The organism is Anaeromassilibacillus sp. SJQ-1, from assembly GCF_046693725.1.
Taxonomy (GTDB): domain Bacteria; phylum Bacillota; class Clostridia; order Oscillospirales; family Acutalibacteraceae; genus Anaeromassilibacillus.
This window is the reverse complement of sequence record NZ_JBKEIV010000048.1, coordinates 211,498-237,496: the sequence shown is the minus strand read 5'-3', so window position 1 is coordinate 237,496 and position 25,999 is coordinate 211,498. Positions and strand designations below refer to the sequence as shown.

The 25,999-nt window shown below is 48.9% G+C and carries 22 protein-coding genes; 16 read left to right on the top strand and 6 right to left on the bottom strand.

Annotation, left to right across the window (positions count from 1 at the left end):
* Window positions 1-311 precede the first annotated feature (311 nt).
* The 10 genes from ACGCCZ_RS14680 to ACGCCZ_RS14635 all read left to right on the top strand — a co-directional run bounded on the left by ACGCCZ_RS14680 (window position 312) and on the right by ACGCCZ_RS14635 (window position 12,120).
* On the top strand, window positions 312-2,792 hold the full coding sequence (locus tag ACGCCZ_RS14680) for a YfhO family protein (RefSeq protein WP_411656397.1): 2,481 nt from the start codon (window positions 312-314) through the stop codon (window positions 2,790-2,792).
* Window positions 2,789-2,950, top strand: a complete 162-nt coding sequence (locus tag ACGCCZ_RS14675; RefSeq protein ID WP_411656396.1) for a hypothetical protein — start codon at window positions 2,789-2,791, stop codon at window positions 2,948-2,950. The genes ACGCCZ_RS14680 and ACGCCZ_RS14675 overlap by 4 nt, the downstream gene beginning before the upstream one ends.
* 3 nt (window positions 2,951-2,953) lie before the next feature.
* On the top strand, window positions 2,954-3,934 hold the full coding sequence (locus ACGCCZ_RS14670) for a glycosyltransferase family 2 protein (protein ID WP_411656395.1): 981 nt from the start codon (window positions 2,954-2,956) through the stop codon (window positions 3,932-3,934).
* 26 nt (window positions 3,935-3,960) lie between these two features.
* Window positions 3,961-5,787, top strand: a complete 1,827-nt coding sequence (locus ACGCCZ_RS14665; RefSeq protein ID WP_054324626.1) for a MutS-related protein — start codon at window positions 3,961-3,963, stop codon at window positions 5,785-5,787.
* A 312-nt stretch (window positions 5,788-6,099) separates the two neighbouring features.
* Entirely contained in the window at window positions 6,100-6,462 is a 363-nt protein-coding gene (locus ACGCCZ_RS14660) for an ArsR/SmtB family transcription factor (protein ID WP_085531301.1), read from the top strand.
* A 23-nt stretch (window positions 6,463-6,485) separates the two neighbouring features.
* The gene (locus ACGCCZ_RS14655; RefSeq protein ID WP_054324627.1) at window positions 6,486-6,704 is read left to right on the top strand and encodes a cation transporter; all 219 of its coding nucleotides are present in this window, start codon (window positions 6,486-6,488) and stop codon (window positions 6,702-6,704) included.
* A 56-nt stretch (window positions 6,705-6,760) separates the two neighbouring features.
* Window positions 6,761-8,659, top strand: coding sequence for a heavy metal translocating P-type ATPase (locus ACGCCZ_RS14650; RefSeq protein ID WP_054324628.1), 1,899 nt, complete (start codon window positions 6,761-6,763; stop codon window positions 8,657-8,659).
* Between the two features lie 197 nt (window positions 8,660-8,856).
* Window positions 8,857-10,629: an ABC transporter ATP-binding protein gene (locus ACGCCZ_RS14645; RefSeq protein WP_054324629.1), complete on the top strand. Its 1,773-nt coding sequence runs from the start codon at window positions 8,857-8,859 to the stop codon at window positions 10,627-10,629.
* A gap of 345 nt (window positions 10,630-10,974) precedes the next feature.
* A complete protein-coding gene (locus ACGCCZ_RS14640; protein WP_411656394.1) occupies window positions 10,975-11,676 on the top strand; it encodes a hypothetical protein in 702 nt (233 codons plus the stop codon).
* Window positions 11,677-11,697: 21 nt separating this feature from the next.
* Window positions 11,698-12,120 (top strand): hypothetical protein, encoded by a 423-nt coding sequence (locus ACGCCZ_RS14635; RefSeq protein ID WP_411656393.1) that lies wholly within the window; start codon window positions 11,698-11,700, stop codon window positions 12,118-12,120.
* Window positions 12,121-13,346: 1,226 nt separating this feature from the next.
* Here ACGCCZ_RS14635 and ACGCCZ_RS14630 read toward each other — a convergent pair.
* Window positions 13,347-14,033, bottom strand: coding sequence for an alpha/beta hydrolase (locus ACGCCZ_RS14630; protein ID WP_054323826.1), 687 nt, complete (start codon window positions 14,031-14,033; stop codon window positions 13,347-13,349).
* 266 nt (window positions 14,034-14,299) lie between these two features.
* Window positions 14,300-14,665 carry a DUF6483 family protein gene (locus tag ACGCCZ_RS14625; protein WP_054323825.1) on the bottom strand — a complete coding sequence of 122 codons (366 nt, stop codon included), beginning with the start codon at window positions 14,663-14,665 and terminating at the stop codon, window positions 14,300-14,302.
* Window positions 14,666-14,841: 176 nt separating this feature from the next.
* On the opposite strand from ACGCCZ_RS14625, the gene ACGCCZ_RS14620 reads away from it, so the two are divergent.
* Both ACGCCZ_RS14620 and ACGCCZ_RS14615 read left to right on the top strand, forming a co-directional pair.
* The gene (locus ACGCCZ_RS14620) at window positions 14,842-15,216 is read left to right on the top strand and encodes a sulfite exporter TauE/SafE family protein (RefSeq protein ID WP_082402155.1); all 375 of its coding nucleotides are present in this window, start codon (window positions 14,842-14,844) and stop codon (window positions 15,214-15,216) included.
* Window positions 15,213-15,599: a sulfite exporter TauE/SafE family protein gene (locus ACGCCZ_RS14615; RefSeq protein ID WP_054323824.1), complete on the top strand. Its 387-nt coding sequence runs from the start codon at window positions 15,213-15,215 to the stop codon at window positions 15,597-15,599. Before ACGCCZ_RS14620 ends, ACGCCZ_RS14615 begins: the two co-directional genes overlap by 4 nt.
* 120 nt (window positions 15,600-15,719) lie before the next feature.
* On the opposite strand, the gene ACGCCZ_RS14610 is transcribed toward ACGCCZ_RS14615, so the two are convergent.
* A complete protein-coding gene (locus tag ACGCCZ_RS14610) occupies window positions 15,720-16,490 on the bottom strand; it encodes a heparan-alpha-glucosaminide N-acetyltransferase (RefSeq protein WP_054323823.1) in 771 nt (256 codons plus the stop codon).
* Window positions 16,491-16,602: 112 nt separating this feature from the next.
* Between ACGCCZ_RS14610 and ACGCCZ_RS14605 the strand changes: the two genes are divergently transcribed.
* Both ACGCCZ_RS14605 and ACGCCZ_RS14600 read left to right on the top strand, forming a co-directional pair.
* A complete protein-coding gene (locus ACGCCZ_RS14605) occupies window positions 16,603-16,983 on the top strand; it encodes a thioesterase family protein (RefSeq protein ID WP_054323822.1) in 381 nt (126 codons plus the stop codon).
* Window positions 16,984-17,235: 252 nt separating this feature from the next.
* Window positions 17,236-18,384 (top strand): hypothetical protein, encoded by a 1,149-nt coding sequence (locus ACGCCZ_RS14600; RefSeq protein WP_054323821.1) that lies wholly within the window; start codon window positions 17,236-17,238, stop codon window positions 18,382-18,384.
* Window positions 18,385-19,603: 1,219 nt separating this feature from the next.
* Here ACGCCZ_RS14600 and mnmA read toward each other — a convergent pair.
* Complete coding sequence (gene mnmA, locus ACGCCZ_RS14595) at window positions 19,604-20,671, bottom strand: tRNA 2-thiouridine(34) synthase MnmA (RefSeq protein ID WP_411656392.1); 1,068 nt, start codon at window positions 20,669-20,671, stop codon at window positions 19,604-19,606.
* The gene (locus ACGCCZ_RS14590; RefSeq protein ID WP_054323819.1) at window positions 20,668-21,249 is read right to left on the bottom strand and encodes a hypothetical protein; all 582 of its coding nucleotides are present in this window, start codon (window positions 21,247-21,249) and stop codon (window positions 20,668-20,670) included. Before ACGCCZ_RS14590 ends, mnmA begins: the two co-directional genes overlap by 4 nt.
* 275 nt (window positions 21,250-21,524) lie before the next feature.
* On the opposite strand from ACGCCZ_RS14590, the gene ACGCCZ_RS14585 reads away from it, so the two are divergent.
* Together ACGCCZ_RS14585 and asnB are read left to right on the top strand one after the other, a co-directional pair.
* Entirely contained in the window at window positions 21,525-22,178 is a 654-nt protein-coding gene (locus ACGCCZ_RS14585) for a CpXC domain-containing protein (protein WP_411656391.1), read from the top strand.
* A 49-nt stretch (window positions 22,179-22,227) separates the two neighbouring features.
* Window positions 22,228-24,078, top strand: coding sequence for an asparagine synthase (glutamine-hydrolyzing) (gene asnB, locus ACGCCZ_RS14580; protein ID WP_411656390.1), 1,851 nt, complete (start codon window positions 22,228-22,230; stop codon window positions 24,076-24,078).
* A 455-nt stretch (window positions 24,079-24,533) separates the two neighbouring features.
* Here asnB and ACGCCZ_RS14575 read toward each other — a convergent pair whose 3' ends face one another.
* On the bottom strand, window positions 24,534-25,709 hold the full coding sequence (locus ACGCCZ_RS14575; RefSeq protein ID WP_411656389.1) for a hypothetical protein: 1,176 nt from the start codon (window positions 25,707-25,709) through the stop codon (window positions 24,534-24,536).
* Window positions 25,710-25,999 lie beyond the last annotated feature (290 nt).

Here is a 25,999-nt window from a genome sequence, read left to right as displayed (position 1 = left end):
GGATCTAACCATATTCCAGAATTCTTTTTTTGGGGGCTGGGACGTCCATTTTTTTGTTTGTTCTCCAATTGCATATGCTATAATGGTTCTTAATGACTGTATCCAGCTCTTCTTTGTGCATCCATCAAAATGCGCGGTACAAAGCATCGCTCCTAGAGAAAAGTCGGATGCCGTCCGCGCTTTTGAACCACGAGTCCGTTTTCAGGCTTGTGGCTTTGCCTCATACGCATTATAATAATACCATCTTATGGAAGAAAATGCCACGATCTACGGCGAAAGAATAAGAAAGACAACGAAAGTCAGGTGATTCTGTGACGCAGTTGCGTTTTCCTGAAAGGGCTTCCAGCTACTATTGGAGGGCTTTCCTCTATGGAATAGGCATTTCCCTCCTGTTTTTTCTCCCTTTTATTCTCTGGGATGACGGATATTTTTTGTTCTATGGCGATTTTAATGTGCAACAGGTTCCGTTTTATCAAATGTGCCATGATGCAATCCGAAGCGGCAATCTGGGTTGGAGCTGGACCACCGACCTGGGAGCAAATTTTATCGGGTCCTATACCTTTTATTTGTTGGGGAGTCCGTTTTTTTGGCTGACGATTCCCTTCCCGAGTGCAGCGGTACCACATTTGATGGGGCCTTTGCTGGTTTTGAAATTTGGTTGCGCGTCTCTGACAGGTTTTATTTACTTAAAGCGTTATGTCCGCACACCGGACTATGCGGTCCTGGGCGGGATGCTCTATGCATTCTCCGGTTTTTCGGTGTATAATATCTTCTTTAACCATTTCCACGAGGCGATTGTTGTATTCCCGTTGTTGCTTTGGGCCTTGGATGAGTACATGGCCACCAAGCGCCGCGGTGTGTTTGCTCTGTTGGTTTTTGCCAGCTGTTTTATGAACTATTATTTCTTCGTGGGACAGGTTGTATTCTGTGTGATCTACTTTTTCCTGCGGCTTATCGTGAAGGATTGGCGAATTGGACTGCGGGATTTTGCCCTGTTGGCCTGTGAGGCTGTGCTGGGGCTGCTGTGTTCCTGTGTGCTGCTGATTCCTACCGTACTTTGTGTAGTACAGAATCCACGTGTGGATAATCCCCCGAATGGATGGGGCGCCCTGCTCTACGGCTGGAATCAACGGTATGTACACATCTTGGAGTGCTTTTTCTTTCCCCCGGATATTCCGGCACGCCCCAATTTTACCCCGGATTCCGAGTCAAAATGGGCGTCTCTGGGCGCTTGGTTGCCCCTGTTCAGCATGACGGGTGTATTTGCCACGCTGCAGGCGCGGCGTAAGAGTTGGATCAAAACTCTGCTGCCCATACTGTTCCTAATGGCGTTTGTCCCCATTTTGAATTCATCTTTCCAGCTGTTTAATTCCAGTTATTACGCACGGTGGTTCTATATGCTCACCTTGATGATGTCGTTGGCGACGGTGACTGCGCTGGAAAACCCGCGCGCGGACTGGAAGCGTGCAATCAAATGGACCCTTGGGTTTACCTTGGGCATTGCGCTTCCCATCGGGCTGATGGTGAAGACGACAACCTCCGGGGATGAAGAAACCATGTCCGTCGGGCTGGAAGCATACCCGTCCCGGTTCTGGGCCTATGTGGCGATTGCGGGGCTCAGCCTGCTATTGCTCGCCGTTCTTATGCGGGACCACCCGATGCGCCAACTCCGTCAAGAGCTTTTGAACCGGCGAGGCAGAGTCTTCTTTCCCCGGCGGTTCGGTGTGGAGAGGACCAAACGTTTTGCGCGCTCCTGTATGTGTGGCGTGGCGGTGATTGCAGTGGTATATTCGCTGTATTTTATCACGCTGGGAAAAACGCAGAGCAGCGATAACCACGATCATATGATTCCCTATTCACTCAATGGTGGAAAAGACCTGCAATTGGATACGAGCAATTGCCGCATCGACGTATATGACGGTATGGACAATCAGGCGATGTTTTTCCAAATGCCCACGATCCAAGCCTTTCACAGCATTGTACCGGGTTCGATCATGGAGTTTTATCCCACCATCGGTGTACAACGCGATGTGGGGTCCCGGCCGGATGTGAAGTATTACGGCCTGCGCGGGTTGACTTCTTGTCGTTGGCTGTTGGACCCCATCACCAGTGGGGAGACCTTTGAGCAGGACGGAAAAACAGAGATGCCCGGGTGGAAATATGTCGATACGCGAAATGGGTTCGACATTTGGGAAAACCAGTATTTTATCCCCATGGGTTTCTGCTATGACAGCTATATCACCCGTGAAGAGTATGACCGCGTGAGCGAGGACAACCGGAATTTGCTGCTTTTAAAAACAATGGTGTTGGATGATGAACAAGTTCTGCGTTATGGAGACATCCTGAACCACTTTGAAGAGATCGATTCTGTTGCCTACACGCAGGAAGGGTATTTCGCCGATTGTCTGGCGCGCCGCAGCATGGCGTGCTCCACATTTGAGCGGGACAACAGCGGATTTACTGCTACAATATCGACCGACAAAGACCGTTTGGTATTTTTCAGCGTTCCCTACGAGGGCGGTTGGACCGCCACTGTCAACGGCGAACCGGCGCAGATCGAACAGGTAAATGTCGGCTTTATGGCGGTACGAGTGCCGGAAGGGGAGAGCACCATCCGGTTTGACTATGAGACGCCCGGCCTGAAATTGGGCGCCTGTGTGACGGCGGGAGCGTTCTTGCTGTTGGGAATCTATTGGTTGGTCACCCGGCGGTTCGACCGCGCCCATCCGCCAAAACGCCGTGCCTTTCGGGTCAAGGAATTCTCGATGAAGAAAGGGGAGGGAATGGAGTGAATCACATTCACCTACAGCTCTTAGGGATTTCTGCAATACTATTTGGGATCGTGTTGATTCTTGCCTTGCCTGGTTCACCTGCCATTGGAGTAATCATCGCGGTGCTCGGCATGACATTTTCGTTAGCCGGTGCATCCGGACGAAAAGAGGAGAAATAACCAATGAAGGAAACGTATATTCCCACGGTCTATCTGGTGATTCCTTGTTACAATGAGGAGGAAGTGCTTCCGGAGACGGTCAAGCGTCTGACAGAGAAACTGCAAAAAATGCAGCAGGCCGGTCTGGCGGGGAAGAAAAGCCGTATGTTGTTTGTAGACGACGGCAGTAAGGACCGTACCTGGTCATTGATCTCCGCGTTCAGCGATCAGAACCTGTTGGTTTGCGGATTGAAATTGGCGCACAACCGGGGCCATCAAAATGCGCTGTTGGCGGGATTGATGGAGGCGAAAGCGCGCGCGGACTGTGCGATTAGTCTGGATGCAGATTTACAGGACGATATCGAAGTGCTCGACGAGTTTGTACAGAAGTTCCGAGAGGGCTGTGATGTGGTTTACGGGGTGCGGAAGAAGCGGGAGACTGACAGCTTCTTTAAACGTACAACGGCGCAGGGATTTTACAGAGTGATGCGCCTGCTCGGAGTGGAAACCGTCTATAACCATGCAGACTACCGGCTGATGAGCCAGCGCGCACTGGACGCGCTCTCCGAATACCGCGAGGTAAACCTGTTCCTGCGCGGAATCGTTCCTCTGATCGGATACCGCAGTGACTATGTTTTCTATGACCGCCATGAACGTTTTGCGGGGGAATCCAAGTATCCTTTGAAAAAAATGATCTCTTTTGCTTTGGATGGCATTACCTCATTTAGTGTGAAACCCCTCAAAATCATTTCCAATTTGGGAATCCTACTCAGTGTATTGAGCGTCGGTGGTCTGATCTACGCTTTGATTTCCTATTTTACGGGAAACGCAGTGGCAGGCTGGACTGCGACGATTTCGTCTATTTGGCTGTTGGGCGGCATCCAGCTCCTCTGTATTGGCGTAGTGGGCGGTTACGTCGGCAAGATCTACAGCGAAGTAAAGGCGCGGCCGCGCTATCGCATTGAGCAAAAAGTAGGGGAGGAAGAGCTTGAGCAACCCAAATAAAACGGTCTGACGGGGAGAACAAAGCATTGGAATTTTATCAGGAACTTTATCAGAACTGTGTGAACGAGTTGGAACAGGATCGAAAAGCCTATAATCGGTGTTCCTTTCTGCGAGGCATTGTTATGCTCTGCGCGATTGGGGCATGTATCGCTGGGTATGTGCAAAACCAGCCGCTTTATTACGAGATTGGCGCATTGGCGTTTGTAGGATTTCTGCTTTTGGTGGTGCGGCACAGCCAAATTGTCGAGCGGCAAAAGAACAACACTGCCCTGCGCGATGTTGCAAAGGCTTATATGGACCGCTGCGGCGACGGTTGGAAGGGCTTTCCGGTGGATGGCGCCGCCTATTTGTCAGAGGAGTTCCCGCAGGGAAAAGACCTCGATCTGTTTGGCCAAGCCTCCCTTTACCAGTATATTTGTGCAGCCAGTACGCCGTATGGCCGGGACCAGTTGGCTGCATGGCTGCGGGATGGATATGCCGGTTTGCCGGAGTGGAAACGCCGGCGGGACGCGGTACAGGAACTGGCGCAGAAGCAGCGGTTTTGCACGGAGTTTCAAGCATTTGCTTTACCGGAACGGGATGCGAAAGAGGGAACCTCCAGCGATGTGTGGCGGCGTTTTCTTCAGAAAGATGGACGCCAACCGCCTGCGATGTTCCAAATGCTGCTTTGGATTCTTCCGGCACTGACGCTGTTGTGCCTTTTTGGAGCTCTATCCGGTATCGCGCCGCAGGTAGGGCAGATCGGCTTCAGCTGCCTGTCTTTGTTACAGCTGGGGGCTGCTCTTCCGTGCCTCAAGGGACATAACCAGCAGTTTGCGCCTGTTTACCGGGTTCATAAGATGGTGTCGCCTTATCGCAAATTAGCTGCTTGTTTGGAACGCGAATCCTTTCACAGCGAGATGTTGCAGGATCTACAGAACTGTCTTCGCCAGCAAGGGGGCGCACAGAAGGCTTTCAAGGAGCTGGAGCAGATTTCGGATTCGATTGCCGCGCGGCACAATGGGTTGGCGTTGATTTTATACAATGCCCTGTTTCTTTACGATTTCCGGTGTGCCAGGCGTTTGGTTGCCTGGAAAACAGCTTATGGTTCGGTTGTCCAGGAATGGCTGGACGCGCTGGGAAAGGTGGAGGTACTCATCAGCTTGGGGGTTCTTTCCCAAGTAAAGCGTGTCCATTCATACCCAGAAATACAGGCTTCCTCGCAGTCGTTTTTAGAGGCAAAGGATCTCCGGCATCCTCTGTTGCAGGAGGAAAGGGCGGTCGGCAATGCGTTTTCCCTGCGGCAGAGGGTTTGTGTGATCACCGGCTCCAATATGTCCGGCAAAACGACCTTTTTGCGCAGTATCGGCACCAATCTGATTTTGGCATACGCTGGGGGAGTGGTGGCGGCGGAGTATTTCCGCGCCTCGCCGATGGCGGTGTGTACTTCTATTCGAGTGGAAGATAGTGTCAGCCAGGGAATTTCCAGTTTTTACGCGGAACTGTTGCGCGTAAAGAAGATGATCGACCAAAGCCAAACGGGCGCGCCTATGATCGCATTGATCGACGAGATCTATCGGGGGACCAATTCCCGCGACCGGATTACCGGCGCGCGGGAAACCATCCGAAGATTGGCGCGGTCCAATGTGCTGACGCTGGTGACCACCCATGATTTTGAACTGTGTGATCTGGAAAAGGACCCGTGTACGCCTACGGTCAATTATCATTTTACAGAGCACTATTCCGGGCGGGAGATCTTATTTGATTATCGCATTCGTCCGGGACGCTGCCAGACGACCAATGCACAGCATTTGCTCCGTTTGGTAGGGATTCTGCCGGAGAATGAATCAAGGAAATATCCAGATTCTCTGTAGAGCCTCCACTGCGTGCAAGATCGTATAATAGTGTTGCGTCCAGCGCAATGGAAAGGGTCTTGCTGCGGCCGTTTTGTATAGATGTATTACAAATAGAATAATATAATATTAAAAATACAAATTGTATAAATTAATAAGCGGTTCTCTGCCTGAAAATTAGGTGGGAATCGCTTTTTTGTATGTACTTTCTTTGATGAAAATAAAGATGAAAATAAAATAGTTGGAAAGAATCCGCAAAATGGGGGTTGACTTTCTAAATATCTTGCATATAATAATATATGAACAATAGCTCATATGAAAGAATGTGAAAATATGACAGACCAAAATGGAGTCGAGCGCTGTGAATTTATCCACGCACATGAAGACATTGTGGAAAAGGTTACCCAGGATATGCCGGACGAGGAGATCCTGTATGACTTAGCCGAACTGTTTAAGATTTTTGGCGATTCCACCCGCATTAAAATCCTGTATGTGTTGTTTGAATCGGAGATGTGTGTCTGCGACATTGCCCAGCTGCTGAATATGACGCAGTCCGCAATTTCCCACCAGCTGCGCGCTTTGAAGCAAAGCAAACTGGTGAAATACCGCCGGGAAGGAAAGACCGTATTTTACTCCCTGGCAGACGGCCATGTCCGGACGATCATCGATCAGGGCATGGAGCACGTAGCTGAATAACAAAATTTAAGGGGGATTTTCTCATGAAAAAACGTTTTAACCTTACCGATCTGGACTGTGCCAATTGCGCCCGCAAGATGGAGGACGCCATCAAGAAGATTGACGGGGTTAACGATGCAAACGTTAGCTTTTTGACCCAAAAAATGATGGTGGATGCCGAAGACAGCCGCTTTGATGCGATTATGCAGGAGGTTGTCAAAGTCTGTAAGCGCGTAGAACCAGATTGTGTCATCCATCTGTAAGCCAAGACTTTTTGAACCGGCGAAATCACTTCATCTTTTGAACAGGAGGGATTTCTATGAGTAAGAAACAAAAAAAGACCCTAGTTCGTATTCTGATTAGCGCGGTTCTTCTGGTGGTCGCGGCATTGGCCCCGGTGGATGGAATTTTTAAATTGATTCTCTTCTTGATTCCATACGCCATCATCGGCTGGGATGTTCTGTGGAAAGCGATACGGAATATTGCGCATGGCCAGATCTTCGACGAGAATTTTTTGATGGCCATTGCCACAGTGGGTGCTTTTGTCGTCGGGGAATACCCGGAGGGTGTCGCGGTCATGCTGTTCTATCAGGTGGGCGAGCTGTTTCAAAGTTATGCAGTGGGTCGTTCCCGCCAGTCGATCACTGCTTTGATGGACATCCGTCCGGATTATGCCAATATAGAACAGGATGGAAAGTTGGTACAGGTTGACCCGGAGGATGTGGCGGTGGGCGATACCATCGTGATAAAAGCCGGTGAAAAGATCCCGCTGGATGGTGTGGTTTTGGAGGGGAGTTCTGCTGTGGACACAGCTGCGCTTACCGGGGAATCCCTGCCGCGGGATGTAGTTCCTGGGGATGATGTTGTCAGCGGCTGTATCAACCAAAGCGGCCTGTTGAAAGTACGTGTTACAAAGGTATTTGGGGAATCTACCGTAGCAAAAATTCTCGACCTTGTAGAAAACTCGAGCAGCAAGAAGGCGCGTGCAGAGAGCTTTATTACGCGTTTTGCACGGTACTATACCCCTGTTGTCGTCATTGGCGCCGTCCTGTTGGCGGTTTTACCTCCTCTCTTTTTCGGCGGCGATTGGAGCGATTGGCTGCAACGCGCATTGATCTTCCTGGTGATTTCGTGCCCGTGTGCTTTGGTGATTTCTGTGCCATTGAGCTTTTTCGGAGGAATCGGCGGTGCATCAAAGCAGGGAATTTTGGTAAAGGGCAGCAATTATCTGGAGGCATTGGCAAAAACAGAGGTTGTGGTCTTTGATAAGACTGGAACCCTGACCAAGGGAACCTTCAAGGTCACGGCTGTGCATCCGGATCAGATCAACGAAGAAAATCTTTTGGAGCTGGCAGCATTGGCGGAAAGTTATTCGGAACATCCCATTTCGCGCTCTCTGCGTGAGGCGTACCGCCAGCCAGTGGACACATCCCGTGTGTCGGAAGTGGAAGAAATCTCCGGACATGGTGTGCGTGCAAAGGTGGATGGGCGTGAGGTATACGCAGGAAATAGCAAATGGATGGATCAAATCGGAGCAAAATGGCACAATTGCCACCGCACGGGTACGGTTGTACATGTAGCGGTCGACGGCACTTATGCTGGCCACATTGTGATTTCGGATGAAGTCAAGCCCGACGCAGCTTCTGCGGTTGCAGCCTTGAAGCGGGAAGGTGTTAAAAAGACCGTCATGCTCACAGGCGATCGAAAAGCTGTAGGTGAAGCGGTCGCGCGAGAGATCGGAATCGACGAAGTGCATGCGGAACTTCTCCCGGGAGATAAGGTCCACCAGGTGGAACGCCTGCTCGACGGAACGAGCGAGAAAGGAAAGCTGGCTTTTGTCGGCGATGGAATCAACGATGCACCGGTATTATCTCGAGCAGACATCGGAATTGCAATGGGCGGCCTTGGCTCGGATGCCGCGATTGAGGCAGCAGATATTGTATTGATGGACGATAAGCCGTCCAAGTTGGCGGCAGCGGTGCGTATCTCGCGGAAAACACTGCGGATTGTACGGCAGAACATTGTATTTGCTTTGGGCATTAAATTGTTATTCCTGGCTTTGGGCGCCTTTGGCTTGGCCAATATGTGGGAGGCAGTTTTTGCGGATGTCGGCGTATCCGTCCTGGCAATTCTGAATGCTTCGCGTGCGCTTCGGACTTCTAGCCAGGATGTACCGGCGCCGGATATGCCGGTAAGTATGCAAAAAAGCAATGCATAAAACGACTTCTATAAAAACGTATCTGAAAATTCTTCATAATTTTTCTTGAAATTGAAGCGCTGGATTCTATCAAAAGAATTCAGCGCTTCAATTTGTGTGCCCAGAAACGAACAGAAAAAAACTTTTGAGTGGACAAGGAGCAATAGATGCGATAAACTGAATGAAAGAAAAGACCAACGATAAGGAAGCGATGCGCCATGAGAAGGAAAATGCCCCTTTTCTCCTTGACCAAACAGATTTTTGGCTTATTGCAAAAACGGCAAAAGCGTTCTTTTTGGATTGTCTTGCTGATTCTCGCGGTTTCAGCAGGATTGAGCCAGATTTTGCCCTTGGCGGTTGGCTATTTGACCGATCGTGTGCTTGTAGACCGGGCAAATATTTCCTTTCAAACTACCGTACCAGTCCTTCTGGTGATCCTGATCACCAGTGTGGTCAATGAGGTCATCAAGGTGATCCGCAGGTTACTGGTGGAGGATGCCTCGACGCAGGCGGAGAAAGAAGCTCGCAATCGGGCGGCAGCCTCCCTGATGCTTGCCCCTATGCGTTACTTCCGGCAAAACATGACCGGAAATATCCATGGGAGATTGAATCGCAGCATCGAGGGAACGACAAAACTCGTCAAGCTAATCTTTATGGATTTTGCACCGGCAGTTGCGACTGGCATTGCAGCGGTGTTTGTGATCTTCTCCCAACTGCCGTGGCAGGTGGCATTGCTGATGGTTCTGGTCGTACCAGTCGGCACACTTATTGTGATGCGTCAGATTTCCACACAGAAAGGAATCCGCGTAGAACTTCTACAAACCAAAGCAGATCTGGATGGGACAATGGTGGAACTTCTAGGCGGGATGGAAACCATTCGATCCATGGACAGTGCGGAGATCGAGTGCGCGCGGATCGACCGGCGGTCGGAGGCCTTGCGAACCAAAGAGATGAAACACCACCGGGCAATGGCTTTTTATGACTGCCTGAAGTTTATCAATGAGGCGGCGTTTAACGTAGCGGTGATTGGGATTTCCGTCTTGCTCGCTTTTCAGGGGGCGATCAGTGTTGGTACCGTACTGACTGCTTATCTTTGTTTTACACAGTTGACCGGACCACTGCGTGAACTACACCGCATCCTCGACGAGGTCTCGGAATGTACGGTTTTGGCAAGCGATTACTTCCAGATTTTGGGGATTCCTAAGGATTTCTCCTATGCAGTACAGGGAGAAAAGCGTGTGGAGAAATGGGATTCGAACGATATTCAAATGCAGCATCTGCGTTTCCATTACGCGGAGGAACCGGATAAACCGATCCTGGAAGATCTGAATTTACAGGTCGGTGCGGGCAAATTTATTGGGATTGCTGGGCCGAGCGGATGTGGAAAGTCCACTGTTACAAAAGCGATCGATAAATTGGAGGAAACAGAGGGTACGATTACCATCGGTGGCTATGACCTGGCGGCGCTTACCCGTGCAGATTTGGCGGAAGCTGTGGTATTGGTGCCGCAGGTTCCATTCCTCTTCGCAGATACCATATTTCACAATATCTGTTATGGGATAAAGAGGGAAGTTACTCTGGAAGAGGTACGAGAGGCCGCTCGCCGTGCTTCGATTGATGCAGATATTATGCAGATGCCTGGGCAATATGCGTTTCTGGTGGCAGAGGCCGGACACAATCTTTCAGGCGGACAGCGCCAGAGGATTGCGTTAGCACGCGCCTTTTTGAGGACGCCACGAATCCTCATTCTGGATGAAGCGACATCTGCGCTGGACAATACATCGGAAAAGCAGATTCAAGTGGAATTTGAGCGGATGAAGGAGGTCTACGGGACCACCATTCTATCCATCGCACACAGGCTTACAACACTAAAAAATTGCGATCAAATTGTTGTGATGGACCACGGAAAGATCGTTCAACAGGGCACGTATGATTCGTTGAGAGAACAGCCTGGTCTGTTCCGGGATATGAGCTTGGGAATTGTTCAATAGAATTACCTCCTAGACCGGTGCTTGCCGTATAGAGAATCGGTAAGAATCAACAGCGCCAAGAGGAAATGTAAATACCGGGTGGGGCATAGCTATAGAGAAGCAGTAGGCGATGCAAGGGAAAAGGGAACGAGGCCATCTGTCGCCGTTTAGGAAAAGGTGCGATAACCGGATGGACATAGGCGCAGAAAACCAGCAGGCGGAGAAAGAAAAGACGGGATCAGGAAAACCGAAGGGCTGTTTGCCGTTGTCGATGGAAAGGCGCGACGGGCGGATGGGTATAGGCGCAGAAAAACAGTAAGTGGAGAAAGAAAAGACGGGATTAGGAAAACCGAAGGGCTGTTTGCCGTGGTCGATGGAAAGACACGACAGCGGATGAACATAGGCGCAGAAAACCAGCAGGCGGAGAAAGAAAAGACGGGGATCAGGAAAATCGAAGGGTTGTTTGCCGTTGTCGAGGGAAAGGCGCGACGGGCGGATGAACATAGGCGCAGAAAACCAGCAGGCGGAGAAAGAAAAACGGAATCAAGGAAACCGAAGGGTTGTTTGCCGTTGTCGAGGGAAAGGCACGACGGGCGGATGGGTATAGGCGCAGAAAAACAGCAAGTGGAGAAAGAAAAGACGGGATTAGGAAAACCGAAGGGCTGTTTGCCGTTGTCGAGGGAAAGGCGCGACGGGCGGATGGACACAGGCGCAGAAAACCAGCAGGCGGAGAAAGAAAAACGGAATCAAGGAAACCGAAGGGCTGTTTGCCGTTGTCGAGGGAAAGGCGCGACAGCGGATGAACATAGGCGCAGAAAAACAGTAAGTGGAGAAAGAAAAGACGGGATTAGGGAAACCGAAGGGCTGTTTGCCGTTGTCGAGGGAAAGGCGCGACGGGCGGATGGGTATAGGCGCAGAAAAACAGTAAGTGGAGAAAGAAAAGACGGGATTAGGAAAACCGAAGGGCTGTTTGCCGTTGTCGAGGGAAAGGCGCGACGGGCGGATGGACACAGGCGCAAAGATGTAATAGAAGACGGTGAAGAAAAGCAGATATGCGTTGGCCAGTAAAAGAGGACTAGGAGGAAAAACATGGATTCAAATATGGTCTTTTGGTTTCAAGGATTTGAAAAGGGAATTGCTGCATTGGAGCAGATAGAACGGGAGAAATTGTTCCGTGCATGTGGAAAAAATTGTGTCCAGCAGGGCACGCTTGCCTTTTATCAGGAGCTCTATCAGGCAGCCGGTGGGGATGTACATCGCTTTTTTACAGCTGTGAATGAGTTTCCCGGTCTGAGGAGCGAGACAATTGAGGAACAAAAAGCATATTTCTTTTCGTTTGAGCAATGTTCATGCGTTCTCTACACAGAGGGATATGTTCGGTCTCCCCTGTTGTGCGAGTGCTCTAGGCAGAGCATCCTGTTTGCTTTAGAAACGCTTTGGCCCGATAAGCGCTTTCGAGTGGAGCCGAATGGGACAATTTTGAGTGGCTCGAAGAATGTAAGTGGAAAATAATACTGGAATAAAGGGAATACATATCTGACGAAAAATCGAATAATTGTAAGCCATTTATGTTAGACTGCTTATAAAAAAGAGCAGCCGTAAACAAGTTTCTGTTTCAATGCTTGGATTTCACTATAAAAGCAGCCGATACCTGGACATACGATTTGTCAATCGCGCATCCAGTTTCCGGCTGCTTTTTACTTGACTTTTTGGATTTCTGTACTTCACTCGATTTTGATTCTCTAGTATTTTTTTAACCATTTGGGTTTTAGAAAAATAGCTTTAGCAAGTGATTAGCAAGTGGTATATTCAATAAGAAGACCTCTCGCGACTGCCGTCCCTGTGCTTCTTCATACCCAACAGACATGAAAACAATTTATACACAAGGAACCAATTCAACAGATATATACAGGGCTGTGGAAAATAGGGGAAACAGACATATCCTTAGAGTAATTAACCGCCGAGCTCTGAATATGGAAAAGAAAGCGAACGTCTGACTGCGAGGGCAATCGACATAATTCTGCATATAGAAACCGATTCAACAGATATGTACAGGACTGTGGAAAATAGGGGAAGCAGATATATCTGTAGAGTAATTAACCGCCGAGTTCTGAATATGGAAAAGAAAAAGAGAGTCTGACTGCGAAGACACCAACATAATTCTGCATAAAAACCGATTCAACAGATACATACAGTGCTGTGGAAAATAGGGGCAGCAGACATATCTGTAGAGTAATTAACCGCCGAGTTCTGAATATGGAAAAGAAAAAGAGAGTCTGACTGCGAGGACACCAACATAATTCTGCATAAAAACCAATTCAACAGATATATACAGGACTGTGGAAAATAGGGGAAGCAGATATACTCGTAGAGTAATTAACCGCCGAGCTCTGAATATGGAAAAGGAAGAGGAAGTCTGACTGCGAAGGCAATCGACATCATTCTGCATATAGAAACCGATTCAACAGATATGTACAGGACTGTGGAAAATAAGGGAAACGGATATACCCGTAGAGTAATTTAACTGCCGAGCTCTGAATATGGAAAAGAAAGAGGAAGTTTGACTGTAGGGGCAATCGGCATCATTTTGCATATAGAAACCGATTCAACAGATATATACAGGATCGTAGGAAATAGGGTAAAGCGCCATATTCGCAGAGTGATATAATCGTTGATCTCCGAATGCAGTGGGAACAGGACATCACTTGCTCGCTTTTCCCGGCAGTATCCACTTCACATCACCGGCAGAGCCAGTCCAAGGCCTTCTCAAAACGCCCCGGGATGTTACAAAAATGTCCGCCCGGATTCCATTCCAATGTGCAGGGGACTTGAGATTGCAGGAAGCGGTAGATCTCGCGGGTACAGTTTCCTACGCGAGCCATACGTGGATTGCGAGCTTTTTCTTCTGCAACGCCTAAGGATAGATAGACGCGATGGACCACCGGATGCAAAGCATTTGACAAAAAGAAATCAACCGTTCCATCGTACCACAGGGAACCGGAAAGACAGCCAATCTGACCAAATGCACCACACTGTGTCCCGCTCCACAAAGCATGGAGACCACCAAGCGAATATCCTATCAGTGTTGTGTGGGCCGCTTCTTGGGTGATGGGCAAGTCTTGGCGTGCCTCAGGTAGAAGTTTCTCGGTCAAAAAACGCAAGTATTCCTCTCCTTCTCCCGTAAAACATGGAGTTCTTTGGGAAAGAGCAGGCGCTTTCCAGGGGGTATACTCGCGGTTTCGATCCAACGGAGGCACTGCCAAAAAGACAAATCCGATTGGTGTTTTTCGGGAAAACAGAGCGTCAAAATTCGCGGCGGGCATGTCGCCATCGTTGGAAAGCACCAGCGGGAATCCGCCCGCTGGAATTTTGCGATCTGGTACAAATAGGGAACAGGCACGCCCTGCTAAAGAAATATACTGCATAAAAACTCCCCCTAAAGGCTCTTTTTGGCAGAAATATACTTGATAAAAGGATCGCGCTCCATAACTCTTCCGGAAAGGGGGGCGTTCGAAGGACCATTTACATGACTTCCTTTAGCATTCCCTTACAGAAATTTCTTTGCCCTCTTTTACAGATACGCATGCAATTGTTCATAATGGATCGTTCCATTGCCTATAGAATGTAGGTAAGGCCTGTACCCATTGTCAAGACAATCTGCCTTGTTTACCTGACAGGCAAATCTGGCTAACTACCATGTAAACTGTATACCAAAGAATTTCGTCACAGACTGCAAACCCTCTTCAATCTCTTGACGCGAGTAGTTGTGCGCTTCGAGATAAGCGTCGTCAAACTGATTTAAGCGGGAATAAAAGGCCAGAGCCAGCTCTAACATGTGCAGACGCGAGGAGTCCAGCTCCTCATAAAGGCGGTTTTCAGCTTCATTGATCTTACCCTCATCCAGCATGCGAATCAATTCAATGTAGAGTTGGTCGGAATCCGAAAGCTTTTCCTTTTCGACAATTTCATAATCCGGCTTATCTTTTCCAAATAGGAGACGCGCCAAGACAATACCAATCATTTCAATTTGCCGTAAAATCCAATCCTGTTGAAACATGCGCATCCCCCTTTTTTCTTTTTATCATAGCACAACCTTTGCTGAGGAACAAGATTGTCTTATCTATTTGTATAAATAATAATTATTAATACAAATTGTAGTAAAATGAAATCGGAATAAAACGAGACTTTTTTCAAAAGATAACCGGAGAGAACTGCAAAAGAGGGAGCAAAGGCATGAAGATGGAAAAGTTGAGCAGTTTAAAAAAGTTTACCCCCGCGCTGATTGGTACGCTCTGTGGAATGCTAAACGGCCTATTTGGCGCGGGCGGAGGTATTGCTGCTGTACCATTGCTAAAAGCATCGGGAATTCCACTCAAGAAAGCACACGCTACTTCTTTGGCGGTCATCCTACCGATCTCCCTCGTCAGTGCCATCTTATATTTGGTCAACGGAGCGATCCAGTTTTCCGATGCTTGGCCTTATTTGCCGGGAGGACTACTGGGGGCGATTTTAGGGGCGCTATTGATGCAGAAGATCCCAGATAAACTCCTGCGTAAAGCCTTTGGCGCCTTCATGATTTATGCAGCCGTGCGGCTGCTTCTGCGATGAGCGGGTGGTTAATCGCAGGGATTGCCAGCCTGATTGCCGGTTTTGTCAGCGCTCTCGGCTTGGGTGGCGGAGGAATCCTTGTGCTTTATCTGACCCTGTTCCTTGGCATGGAACAGATGCAGGCGGGTGGAATCAACCTGATCTTTTTCCTGCCGCTTGCTGCTGTCTCCATTTTTATCCATGTAAAGCACCATTTGATCGACTATAAGTTTGCTCTGAAGTGTGCGCCGTTTGGAGTAGCTGGTGCTTTTTTAGGTGTATGGTTGGCAAATACTCTGCATCCAGTGTGGGTGAGCAAAGGTTTTGCGGCCTTTGTGCTTGTTCTGGGAATTCGGGAACTGTTTTCGAAAGGAAAGAAGGACATAGAATCGGAACAAAAATAGCTGCCCGAGCCAATAGGCATCGGGCAGCTAGAAGTCCCTGCTGATGGAAAATCAAATCATCGATTGAGAAGTCTCTCTCAAATCCAAAGATTCACAGAATGGAACGGCCAGAAGTTGTCTTCAAAAGTTGGAAGCAACTGCGCTGACCAACCAGGAAATGCCGTAAATGACCGGTTGATGGACTATGTAGATCACCAGCGCATGGCGCCCAAGCCAGGAGAAAAACGGCACACGGGACCGGTAAGCAAAGGCGGGAAAGCGCCCTTCAACGGCTAGGCGCCCCAAACTTGTGCCGGCAAAAAAGACGAAAATCCATGGAAGCAGGGGAAAATAGTCCGAGGAAAAAAAGCTGGAACTGTGCAGACCGAAAGGTGCAAGCCAGTCGGTGGCATACAATTGATCGGGAAGGGGGATGCTCAGTGGGCCGATACCAAGGATTCCCCGATCGATCTGTGCTGTACACAAATAAAGAAGGACACAGATGGCAGTGGGAATCCAGGTGAAGGGCTGTTTCCGGCGAAGATGGGGCTGAATCAGCCCAAATGCAATCATACATATGGAAAGAAAATGCAAAATTCCAAACAGGATGCGCTCTTCAGGGACCACCAACCAGGTGGCAAGGGTAACCATCAAGGCAACCCCCGCAAGCTTAAGGCCGCGAATCAAATTGGAATGGGAGAGATTGGAGGAGATGCCGGCGATTAAAATGAACAAACCAGCGAACCAGGGTTCTGCGGGCATAAAGAAATAAAGCAGAATCTTGCCAAGCTCCAGATGGTACAGATAGGCAAGGGTATAAAACCCGTGGTAAAAAACCATACAGAAAACGGCAAAGCCGCGCAGCTCGTCCATCAAATGAATACGTTGTTTTGCGAGGGGTGTTTGTTCCATTTTGCTCGCTCCTTTTTAAATGGAAAACAGAAGAACTTTCTTCTGGGGGAAAGTCTGCTATAATAAGACGGCAAACTATTCAGAATTATACCAGGAACAGGAGGCAAATACAATGGAAAAGACGTTTACAAAGGAATGTGTTGTGACACCGGAGTTGCTGGCGACTGCGGTTGGCAGTGGCAGTGTGGAGGTCTTTGCTACGCCCATGGTGGCTGCGCTGCTGGAAGGTGCAGCTGCAGAATTAGCGCAAAAAGAATTGCAGGATGGCTGGACGACCGTAGGCAGCCAAATTTCGATTGAGCATCTGTGCCCTACAGTGGCGGGAGTCAAGGTGACCGCTACAGCGACCCTGACCGAGGTGGACGGACGTATGTACCGCTTTACTTTGGAGGCAAAGGACAATGCGGGCGTGATCGCACGCGGCACGCATGAGCGTGTCAGTGTGGAAAAAGAGCGTTTTCTTTCAAAGGCCCAGGCCCGCAGCCAGGCATAATTTTCCTTTTTCGTGATTTGCGCAAATGCATCGGAGTATCCCAAAAGCCCGATCATCGGAATCCATGACGGAAAGCATTCGAATGAAAAATCGAGTATAAGGGTTCATTGGCTTCTGTAAAGTCGATTTTTTGATGGACAAATTGGAATATATGGTGTATAATATTGTCTAATGTGCTGAAAATGCCGTAAATTATTCGTCGGAACTGCGCGAAATGCATTTGCGTGCCGGCAATTTAAGGAGAGTGTAATAATGAAAACATGGAAAAAATGCTTGGCGGCCGTTCTGTCGCTGGCAATTATGGCGAGTGCCACAGCCTGTTCGGGGGCGGATAAGAGCTGGGCGGTCAAGAACGACAACCTTACGGTGCCGATTGGCGCTTACATCTATAATCTGTACAGCGCATATCAGCAGGCTAGCGTGCAGGTGGAGGATTCCACAAAGCCCATCTTGGAGCAGACCGTGGAGGATCAGGATGCAGCTACTTGGATCAAGGAAAATGCCTTGCGCCAGACCAAGTCCATCCTGGTGATCGATGATAAGATGAAGGAACTGAATATCTCTTTGACCGAGGACGAGCTCCAACAGGTTTCCGATCAGACAGACAGCTATTGGGGTTCCATTTCTACAGCCATGACAGAATACGGTGTTGCGAAGTCCTCCTTTAATCTCGCATATGCCGATTATTACACGAAATACACCAAAGTGTTCGACGCCATTTACGGCAAAGGCGGTACACAGGAGGTTTCTGACGCAGATGTAAAGGACTATTATGTGACGAACTATATGGCGTTCTCCTATGTACTGGCCCCGATCATCGATATGACGACCGGTACGAATTTGAGCGAAGACGAGCTTTCTCAGCTCGATACTGAATTCAAGGATTATGCGGCAAAGATTAACGATGGTTCTATGACCGCTCAGGAAGCGGCGGATGCTTACAAGACTTCCTCTGGAGACGATACCGTCCAACTCTACACCGACGCGGCCAACTTCAATGGGGAGACATCCTCTTATCCAGAGGAATTCGGCACGTCCCTGAAATCCATGAAGGACGGTGAATGCCGTATTGTTGAGGTGCAAGGCCTGTATAAAGTGCTGCTGGTGAAAGACGATGTCACTGCAACGGCAGAGAATAAGATCAGCGACGAGGCCAGCCGTACCGCGATTCTTCAGAACATGAAGCAGGAAGAATTTAAACAGATGATCGATGAGGCGGCAGATGGTTACTCGGCGGAGATCAACCAAAAGGCGATCGATTCCTATCAGCCAGATATGTTCGTGGAGGAAACCTCTTCTGTCGCAGCGTCCTCGGAAACAGCTTCTTCGGAAGAAAGCACAGATAGTACCAGTGAGGCGAGTTCCGAAGCCGACGAGGCAAGCTCTTCGGAAGCGGCATAAATTGAAAATACCTAATAAAGGCGCCGGGAACCGTAGGTTCCCGGCGCCTCATTGGTTAAGGCCCGGCAAAACCGGTGAAGGCGCCCCTTAAAATTTTTGCTTCAAGCATCAGACAGATAAGATGCTGACAACAGCCTTTCCATGATGGAAGGCTGCCGTTAGGACGGGGATTGCCCGTTTACAGACGGTGGGCATGTGATACAAGCAAAATAAAATTTCGTGTGCCCTTCCGCTTGTCCGTAATAGGTCCTTATAGGGCCTTCTTGAGCCTCCCGCTTAGACAGTTGGTTTGACTTGAAAAGGGATTGGCTAAAAGAAGGTTGAGACCTCCCGAATGGGAGGTTTTTATGTCTACAAAAGACCCGGAGCAGATTAAAACAAAATATACAAGCGATGCGAAAGCGCAAAGGTCTTTTGGTTCACTTTCAGTAATTTGTGTGAAGACGGCATAAAATGCCAATGATGTGGTTCCCCTGTAGATGACTTTCAATTGAGAACATAAACAGTGACGCCCGAATAAACACAAGGCTTACTTTCAAAGAGCTTCCTCTTCCAATTTCCCTTCTGGATGGGATTGTTCGATCCATCTTACAAAAAAATCGGTATCCATATATATCGTTTTTAGCATGTACGCTCTTTTTGTAAAAACCTCGCATGGTGTGGAGGAGAGCATATGTTCAATAGAGGAATAAAATAAAAGAGCCGCCTATAAACAAAAGAAACACATACAAGGCAAACTCGAAAATCATAGAATATTTACATAAAGTCGTGCAAATGCATGGGAAAAGAACCGGAAAATGAACCGTTATAATGGAAATTAAAACGGCAAGATGGTTGTCATAAAATCGTAGGGTGATTCTATCGTTACTGTGTTAATGGCAAACTTTCTACGCTGCTATCTTTGCCATCCTATAATTGTATGGCGGAATGGACATGCCTATCAAGAGTGGAGAAAGAGTATTTTGGAGGCTCAAGTGGCATATCCATTATTTTAAAAAGGATGGAACCGTACAGAAAATAGTACATTGGTAGAAATAGCAGATCCATTTCGAGGCAACTGAGAATCGGAACCCTGAAATGGAATTCGTAGAGAATCGAGACAAATTTTTTAGAATGACCATTTGTACAAAACAAAAACCACATAAAACCAGCCCAAGCTCATCCATAAGAAATCTTCCTTGGAGTGGCTTGGGCCTTACTACTTTTTGCTTTATTATGCTTAAAGAATCACACCGCCGCCGACGACCAGATCCCCGTCATAAAAAACGACGGCCTGCCCGGGCGTGACAGAGCGCTGAGGTTCGGCAAAATCTACACGTACACGGCCACCATCCACCGGCGTTAGAACTGCATCAGCGGGCCGCGCCTGATAGCGGACCTTCGCCTGTACCTGCAGAGGCTTGTCCAATGTATCGAATGGGATAAAGTTCAGGTCATCCGCCAGCAAGGATGCGGCATACTGACTTCCCTCTTCACCGAGGGTGATGCGGTTTCGTACAGCGTCGATTTTTGTCACATACATGGGCTTCCCAAAGGAAATACCCAACCCCTTGCGCTGTCCGATGGTATAATGTGTAATGCCGCGATGCCTGCCTAAGATACGGCCTTGTGCATCGACAAAATCACCTTGGGGGGCCTTTGTACCTGTGTAACGTTCTAAAAAAGATGCGTAGTCATTGTCCTCCACAAAACAGATCTCTTGGCTGTCGGGCTTATGCGCCACGCGAAGACCAGCCTCCTCTGCCAGCTGCCGGGCCTCCGGTTTGGTATATGGACCCAGAGGCATCAATGTGTGCGCAAGCTGGTCTTGTGTCAAAGAATAAAGAACGTAGCTCTGGTCTTTGCTCGCAGGGGCCCGTTTCAAAAGCCAGCGGCCGGAATCATTTTGTGTAATTACAGCATAGTGGCCAGTTGCAATGAAATCAAACCCCAAAAGGCGCGCCTTCTGAAGCATGGCGCCGAATTTTAGATGCCGGTTGCAGGCGATGCAGGGATTTGGCGTGCGCCCTGCGGCATACTGCTCGGCAAAGTATTGAATGACATCGCGTTCAAACTGCTCGGTGAAGTTTAAGACCAGATGATCGATTCCCAACTGGTAACAAACCCGGCGGGCATCGTCGATGTCATCCAAAGAACAACATCCGCCTGAGGCGCTCTGCTGCATATATGCTTCCGGCCGAAGGCGCATGGTCATGCCCGTCACATCGTATCCAGCTTTTAACAGTAAAAGAGCGGCGACCGAACTGTCTACGCCGCCGCTCATTCCCAAAAGAACTTTCTTACTCATTGTTCCGCGTCATCCTCTGCCGCTTCCCCGAAAATATCCGGTTTACCTGCGGTCACTTCCGGGTTTATATGGGAAGCCGCTTCGGCGTCTGCATGTATTTCCGCCTCTTGGCGTTCTTCCTCCGCAGCTGCTGCGTCATGTGCTTCATTGACAAAGGGCGCGCCCGGAATATCGTCGTCCGCACCGTCCGCATGGTCTGCACTGTGGGCCAACTCTTGGCGCTGGAACGGGTCAAGTTCTTCATAGTACGGGCATGCGTCACAGTCGTCGTTACAGCCTGCGCACTGTTCCTCTTCTTCCACAGGAGAAGTAATTTCATCCAGCTTATTGAATGCCTTCTTCATGCGTGCTTCGCTTTCTTCAACCGCCTGGCAGAGGTGCTCCGCCTGCGTATCGTCCGGGTTGCGCAGATGTTCCATATAGTATTTTCCCAGCGCAACATAGGCGCGCGCTGTGTTTTCCCGCTCGTTCTTGATAACAATCCGGAGCCTGTTGATCATTGCAGCTTTGCGATTTTTATCGACGACATAGTCGACTGCTTTTGTTACTTCGTTGCCGATTACTCTGAAAATACCCATAGTTTTCCCTCCGGTCCCGCCGCAGCGGCGATATTTGGCGTGGTGCGCCTTTTCAGATATGCTTTGAGCGCTCCTTATGCATCATCCTTATTATACCGCAAAACAACCAAAATGAACAGGAAAAAATTTATAATCTCTCCGACGGAATTTTCCATCCCGCATGGGAAACGTTGTACCTTGCAAAGGATTGTGTTATACTATTTTTTAAATGACATTCTTTCGAAAAGGCTGGATACAGCCCTGAATGATTTGAGAGACTAGGAAGTGAACGATACATGTCTACTGAGATCAGCAAGCCGGTGAGTTGCCCACGCTGCGGAGAGGCGGTCGAGACGCGGATGTGGCCGGGCGTTAATGCCGAGGTAAATCCCAACCTGCGGGAACAGGTGCTTCAAGAGACGTTGTTCAATTGGACATGTCCTGCCTGTGGCTATGTGGCACAGATGGCGTATCCCTGCCTATATCACGATAAAGGGCGCAAATTCATGATCTACCTGATTCCGAATGGTGGAAAAACGGAACTGGATGCGGTTGACGTGGATCACGCGTTCCCGCAGATCGGCTATGTACAGAAGCGAGTGGTTTCCTCTTTGGCGGAATTGAAGGAAAAGATTCTGGTCTTTGAAGCTGGCTTGGACGACCGCGCAGTTGAGTTGGTCAAGTTGGCGCTTGCGTCGGTTGTAGAGAAAAAGGACGGCCAGAAGCCGCAGGAAGGGTATTTTTCCTTTGCAGATGAGGAAAAGAACCGTATCGGGTTTGTATTCTTTTTTCCAGGAAAGCCGGAAGCTGTTCTGAAAACGACCCGGCTGGACGCTTATCGCCGATCCCAGGAAATTGTGGAGGAACTCCATCCGGACCAGAAAGGGTTTGCAGCAGTGGACCCGGAACTGGCGCAGGAGCTTCTGGATACGTACAGAGAAGAGGATTAAAATTTCAGCGCCGTCTGTGCGGCGCTTTTGAATAAGTGAGGTGCCAACCATGTGTGGAATCTGTGGCTTTACGGGCGAGGTGCTCGACCGTGACGAAGTAATCAAGCGGATGACGGACGTCATCACCCACCGCGGGCCGGACAGCTCCGGCGTATTTGCGGGGGACGGCGTGACGATGGGGTTCCGCCGCCTGTCCATCATCGATGTGGGAAACACGGGCGACCAGCCCATCTATAATGAGGACCATACCCTTGTGCTGACCTTCAATGGAGAAATCTATAACTACCAGGATTTACGAAAAGAGTTGGTGGATAAGGGCCACAAGTTTTATACCAATACGGATTCCGAGGTGCTGGTACACGGTTTTGAAGAATGGAAGGAAGGGCTCTTAAACCGTTTGCGCGGCATGTTTGGCTTTGCCATATGGAATACGGTGGACAACAGCCTCTTTATGGCGCGCGACTATTTTGGGATTAAGCCGCTCCATTACACGCAGGTAGGAAATTCGTTCGTTTATGGCTCTGAAATCAAGAGTATTTTAGAGTTCCCGGGTTTCCAAAAGAAATTTAACCGGCGTGCACTGGACAATTATATTTCCTTTGAATATGCGCCGCCCCCGGAAACCTTCTTTGAGAATGTTTTCTGTTTGATGCCCGCCCATTATCTTTGGTATAAGGATGGAAAGGTGACAACCACGCGCTATTGGGAGCCAAAATTTGATGCGGATGAAAACATGACGGAGGAACAGGCGGTAGACGAAATTGAGAAGGTATTTGAGGAATCTGTCGCGGCCCATAAGATTAGCGATGTGGAGGTCGGGTGCTTCCTGTCCAGCGGGGTAGATTCCAGTTACGTCTCCACCCATTTCAAAGGACAAAAGACCTTTACGGTCGGTTTTGACTATGGCGAGAAGTACAACGAGATCGACTGGGCGAAAGGATTGAGCAAAGAGGTCGGTCTGGAGCACCATTATAAGGTGATCTCCACAGAGGAATATTGGGACAGTATCCGCAAGGTTCAGTACCATATGGACCAGCCCTTGGCCGACGCCTCTTGCATTGCGCTGTATTTTGTTTCTAAGATGGCAAGCGAGTATGTCAAGGTGGTTCTTTCTGGAGAGGGAGCGGACGAGCTTTTCGGCGGATATAATATCTACCATGAGCCGGATGATCTTGCGGGGTATAAGAGGCTGCCGCTCTTTCTGCGCAAGGCCTTTGCGGCGATTGCAAAGGCGCTTCCATTTCGGTTCCGAGGAAAGAGCTTTTTAATTCGGGGCGCGCAGACCATTGAGGAGAGCTTTATTGGAAATTGTAGCATGTTTACCATGGAAGAAAAACGCCGGTTATTGCAAGACGGCATGCCGTGTACCCGCCCGCAAGAGTTGACCCGCCCGTTTTATGACCGTGTACAGGGCAAGGACGATGTGACCAAGATGCAGTATTTGGACATCAACGTTTGGTTGGCCGGAGATATTTTACTCAAGGCGGACCGTATGAGTATGGCCAATTCGTTGGAACTGCGCGTTCCCTTCCTGGATAAAGAGGTGTTCCGCGTAGCGTCCCGTTTGCCGCGCCGCCTGCGCGTTAATCCGGAAAACACCAAATATGCGATGCGTAAGGCGGCGATGCGCCATCTGCCACCCGCTACGGCAAAGAAGAAAAAGTTGGGTTTCCCGGTGCCTACCCGTGTATGGTTGCGGGAAGAGAAGTACTATGAGATTGTAAAGGCCGCATTCACCGGAGAAACGGCAAAACAGTTTTTCCACACGGATGCGCTGGTTAAACTTTTGGACGAGCATTTCCAGGGGAAGTGTGACAACAACCGCAAGATATGGACCATTTATGTGTTCCTGATTTGGTATGATATTTATTTCAGTGACCCCAATGGGGTAAAACAGTAAAAAGGCCGCGCTGGAAACGATTGTACCAGCGCGGTCTTTTAAAATTTATTCAATAGGCTTTTTATTGGATGGATCATCGTCTTTGCCTTTTGGCTAGTGCTCCAAACAATACAGTTCGTTCCCCCAAAGGATGTTGCACGGGGACAAAACGATGATTGCCTTGCAACGGGCAGGGGCATTCATCGCTATGTTGTCTTCTAATGTGTGTGCCCCCCATGGGATAAACGGATAAAACCCACGTCGGATGATGGTGGCTCCCCCGAGCGTTACAGCTTGTTTCAGGAACAACCTGTATTTCCGGTACGGGACTACTATTTCGTCTTACACCACACAAGAACATACATAGCTTTACTAATTCTCATGCGTGTGCGTTCATGAAATGAGTCTGGAATGTTTCTTTTTTATGATGATCGATCGTTCTGAAAATACACTTTGTTTTTGAAACAGACTTCGTTTTAATACAAAACGACCGTACCGCCCCGCACCGCACAGGAGCATTCGTAGCTTTGCTGTTCTCCGGTAAGGCAGTCGTAAATCGAATGGAATTCAAAAGAATCGGTTTCATCCGCTAAAACGTATTTGGCTATGATGAAGCGGTCCTCTACGCAGGTAATAAAATCCCCCAATTCCTTACTGTACGGCGCATGAAGATTGGAATGAAGTACGCCTGTAGCGACAAAGCAATCGCCTTGATCCACGATTTTATATGCCCGGCCATCCTCGGTATCGATAGAAAAATAACCGTCCAGTTCATTGGACCGCAAATTGAGTTGTGCGACAATTTGCCGCTTGCCCGTGCGCTTATTGACGGCGCAAAGGCGCTGGTCATTGGATGGAAAATGCTTTACCCGGAAATAGATTTCCTCTTCGTTCATGCCGGCGTATCGTACAAGGCCGTCTGTGCCTGCACTCAGAATCAATTCGAGTGGGACACGTTTTTCTCCGGACTTGGCAGAAACGATGAAATCAAACAGAGGGCACAGCCATACGTGGTCGTTCACATGATCGCCGAGCCACCGCCGGTTGCGGTAACAGTTCCATTTCTCCTTCTCATCGCCGTGAGGTTGCAGCACCAACAACTGCCGGTCGTCCTCAAGACTGTATGTAACAAGATCGTTTGCCGAGGCGTTACAGATCCGGGGGTCGCGCAGATAATAATAGCTTTCCTCTTCCAAATCAAACAGAAGCGCCACACGCGCAAAGCCTGTAAGACGGCGATATTCTGAGAAGAGCTCTGCGTGGGTTTCATCTTCCTCTGTAAAAAGAATCACATGGTTTTCATCCAAGGCGGCACACTCGGAAAAGTTCCCAACGAGGTTCAACATAACGGCACTGCGCTCTTCCCCGGTAATCTTGTCGATTGAAAGCAGCTCAATATGGCTGCTGCCATCTTCCAACACCATAAAGATAATGTCCGGAAAACTAAAAAAATGGGGCACGAAAGCGGGCCTGTCCAAAATATAATTGGCTAAGATGCGTTCCCGCTTGGTGATGCGGTTATATTCCAAAAGGAAGAGACTGTTGTGTCCTTCTTCGTTTTTTTCCTCTGCATAATAGATACGGTTGTCGCTGATCTCGATCAGTTGATCGTTGCAATTGGCAAAGATGTTGCGCAGGTCCACGACCTTCATTGTCACACCCCCTGTAGCCTTTTTTGACATTCCATACCATTTCCCATTGTGTGGAAAGCTTCGCAAAGTCTTTTCTGTATTATAGCATACCCACTAGTAGAATAAAACAGAAAAAGCCAGATGGCCTTTTCGATCGGACATGGAAAGCGTCATTCAGGGGGAATGAGAAAAGCGGTTTCCTGATGGGATGATTCGCTGATTGGTTGATAAAAAGGATCGTTTACCAAACGGTTATTAAAAAATGGAATAACCGTAATACAACGACAACCGCAAAATGGCGGGTAGTCCCT

What these genes read in the sequence shown, in the direction of transcription:
- ACGCCZ_RS14670 (WP_411656395.1), top strand. Translation starts at nt 2,954, where the DNA reads ATGAAGGAAACGTATATTCCCACGGTCTATCTGGTGATTCCTTGTTAC.
- ACGCCZ_RS14660 (WP_085531301.1), top strand. Translation starts at nt 6,100, where the DNA reads ATGACAGACCAAAATGGAGTCGAGCGCTGTGAATTTATCCACGCACAT.
- ACGCCZ_RS14655 (WP_054324627.1), top strand. Translation starts at nt 6,486, where the DNA reads ATGAAAAAACGTTTTAACCTTACCGATCTGGACTGTGCCAATTGCGCC.
- ACGCCZ_RS14650 (WP_054324628.1), top strand. Translation starts at nt 6,761, where the DNA reads ATGAGTAAGAAACAAAAAAAGACCCTAGTTCGTATTCTGATTAGCGCG.
- ACGCCZ_RS14645 (WP_054324629.1), top strand. Translation starts at nt 8,857, where the DNA reads ATGAGAAGGAAAATGCCCCTTTTCTCCTTGACCAAACAGATTTTTGGC.
- ACGCCZ_RS14635 (WP_411656393.1), top strand. Translation starts at nt 11,698, where the DNA reads ATGGATTCAAATATGGTCTTTTGGTTTCAAGGATTTGAAAAGGGAATT.
- ACGCCZ_RS14630 (WP_054323826.1), bottom strand. Translation starts at nt 14,033, where the DNA reads ATGCAGTATATTTCTTTAGCAGGGCGTGCCTGTTCCCTATTTGTACCA.
- ACGCCZ_RS14625 (WP_054323825.1), bottom strand. Translation starts at nt 14,665, where the DNA reads ATGTTTCAACAGGATTGGATTTTACGGCAAATTGAAATGATTGGTATT.
- ACGCCZ_RS14620 (WP_082402155.1), top strand. Translation starts at nt 14,842, where the DNA reads ATGAAGATGGAAAAGTTGAGCAGTTTAAAAAAGTTTACCCCCGCGCTG.
- ACGCCZ_RS14615 (WP_054323824.1), top strand. Translation starts at nt 15,213, where the DNA reads ATGAGCGGGTGGTTAATCGCAGGGATTGCCAGCCTGATTGCCGGTTTT.
- ACGCCZ_RS14610 (WP_054323823.1), bottom strand. Translation starts at nt 16,490, where the DNA reads ATGGAACAAACACCCCTCGCAAAACAACGTATTCATTTGATGGACGAG.
- ACGCCZ_RS14605 (WP_054323822.1), top strand. Translation starts at nt 16,603, where the DNA reads ATGGAAAAGACGTTTACAAAGGAATGTGTTGTGACACCGGAGTTGCTG.
- ACGCCZ_RS14600 (WP_054323821.1), top strand. Translation starts at nt 17,236, where the DNA reads ATGAAAACATGGAAAAAATGCTTGGCGGCCGTTCTGTCGCTGGCAATT.
- mnmA (WP_411656392.1), bottom strand. Translation starts at nt 20,671, where the DNA reads ATGAGTAAGAAAGTTCTTTTGGGAATGAGCGGCGGCGTAGACAGTTCG.
- ACGCCZ_RS14590 (WP_054323819.1), bottom strand. Translation starts at nt 21,249, where the DNA reads ATGGGTATTTTCAGAGTAATCGGCAACGAAGTAACAAAAGCAGTCGAC.
- ACGCCZ_RS14585 (WP_411656391.1), top strand. Translation starts at nt 21,525, where the DNA reads ATGTCTACTGAGATCAGCAAGCCGGTGAGTTGCCCACGCTGCGGAGAG.
- asnB (WP_411656390.1), top strand. Translation starts at nt 22,228, where the DNA reads ATGTGTGGAATCTGTGGCTTTACGGGCGAGGTGCTCGACCGTGACGAA.
- ACGCCZ_RS14575 (WP_411656389.1), bottom strand. Translation starts at nt 25,709, where the DNA reads ATGAAGGTCGTGGACCTGCGCAACATCTTTGCCAATTGCAACGATCAA.